2 protein-coding genes and 1 pseudogene are annotated in these 1471 nt (G+C 69.1%); 2 read left to right on the top strand and 1 reads right to left on the bottom strand.

Annotated features, from left to right (window positions below):
- Positions 1-163 precede the first annotated feature (163 nt).
- On the top strand, positions 164-349 hold the full coding sequence (locus ABEA81_RS42275; protein ID WP_345613691.1) for an SDR family NAD(P)-dependent oxidoreductase: 186 nt from the start codon (positions 164-166) through the stop codon (positions 347-349).
- A 23-nt stretch (positions 350-372) separates the two neighbouring features.
- On the opposite strand, the gene ABEA81_RS42270 is transcribed toward ABEA81_RS42275, so the two are convergent.
- A complete protein-coding gene (locus ABEA81_RS42270; RefSeq protein WP_345613690.1) occupies positions 373-549 on the bottom strand; it encodes a hypothetical protein in 177 nt (58 codons plus the stop codon).
- 261 nt (positions 550-810) lie between these two features.
- On the opposite strand from ABEA81_RS42270, the pseudogene ABEA81_RS42265 reads away from it, so the two are divergent.
- Positions 811-1137 (top strand): annotated as a pseudogene (locus tag ABEA81_RS42265) (carbohydrate ABC transporter permease); the annotation flags it as partial.
- Positions 1138-1471 lie beyond the last annotated feature (334 nt).

Genomic DNA, 1471 nt, shown 5'->3' with positions numbered 1-1471 from the left:
CATCCCGGCCGCGAACTCCTCCAACCGCGGCCGCACCTGCTCCATCTCCTCCGGTGTCACGGATCAGAACAAGATCACACAACGGGCAGGATCAGCGGGAACGACACACCTAACAAAGTACTACTAGGCATCGTCACCCCATCTTCTTCAGCAAGGCAGCACCATGCCTTCCGCCTCTCCCGCCCCGCTCGCCGATCCGAGCACGGATCTGCAACTGCACGGGACACGCGCCGTCGTCACCGGAGGCAGCCGCGGCATCGGTTCCGCCACCGCGCGCCGTCTGGCCGCGGCCGGCGCGCGCGTGGTCGCCGTCGCCCGCACGCAGGTCGACGACGTCCGCTCGTCGTAGGGAGGTGGAGATGGGAACCGCTGTCATCGGCGCAGGAGCGCCCGCGGCGGCCGAGACCCGGCCCGGACGGTGCGCAGGAACCCGCGGCGCCACGTCGTGGCCGCGTGGGCGTTCGTCGTGCCCGCGCTGGTGTACGTCCTGGTCTTCTTCGGATACCCGATCGTCAACAACCTCGTGATGAGCTTCCAGGAGTTCACCACGAAGAGCTTCTACACCGGCCAGGCCCCGTTCGTCGGGTTGCGGAACTACGCCGAGGTCATCGGCTCCGATCTCTTCGTCCGGCTGACGGTGAACACCGCCCTGTTCACGGTGCTGTCACTCGCGTCGACGTTCGCGATCGGGTTGGCACTCGCCCTGTTCTTCAACCGGCACTTCCGGCTCGGCGGGCTGCTGCGTTCGCTGCTGCTCCTGCCGTGGCTGCTCCTGCTGATCGTCTCGGCGGCGACCTGGCGGCGGGATCCCTCGTCGAGGCCGCCTATGTCGACGGCGCCGGGCGGCTGCGCGCGTTCGTCTCCATCGTCGTGCCCGTCAGCCGGAACGCGCTCGTCACGGCCGCCCTGTTCGCGTTCCTGTTCGCCTGGAGCGACTTCCTCTTCGCCCTCTCGCTCATGACCGACGGGTCCGTCACGCCGATCACCCTCAGCATGTACGAGTTCATCGGGGCGCACACCCAGAGCTGGAGCGCGCTGATGGCCACCGCGGTGCTCGCGAGTGTGCCCGCCGCAGTACTGCTCGTGCTGGCGCAGCGGTACATCGCGGCCGGGGTGACCGGGGGTGCGGTGAAGTAGCGGCAGGTGTCCGGGCCGGGAGGAGCGACCGCGTTCCGCGGAACGCGGTCACGTCGGGTTGATCTTTCTCGCGTGCGCGAGCCCCGTCGCCCTGGAACGGATGCGATCGATCTGGATGGGGGTCTCCTGCGCTGGCCGCTCGTTCGCGTCGCTATCGCGCCTGTGGAGGTGGCCGGGTTGGGATCACTACCGAGCCCTGGGGTTGCCCTGGCGGCCGTCCCCGACCGGCGGGCACGCCCGTCTGCGACGAGACCGCCTCCGCCGGTGCCCACGCAACCATCCGGTGGTCCGGATTCCCACCCCGACCCTCCCCGAGAAGTGGTTGCTGCCATCG

Origin of the sequence: Pseudonocardia adelaidensis, from assembly GCF_039543345.1 — a bacterium.
In the GTDB taxonomy this organism is placed as follows: Bacteria; Actinomycetota; Actinomycetes; order Mycobacteriales; family Pseudonocardiaceae; genus Pseudonocardia; species Pseudonocardia adelaidensis.
This window is presented reverse-complemented; position numbering and strand designations above follow the sequence as displayed.

Excerpts from the sequence above, each read along its gene's own strand:
- ABEA81_RS42275 (WP_345613691.1), top strand. The coding sequence starts at position 164 with ATGCCTTCCGCCTCTCCCGCCCCGCTCGCCGATCCGAGCACGGATCTG.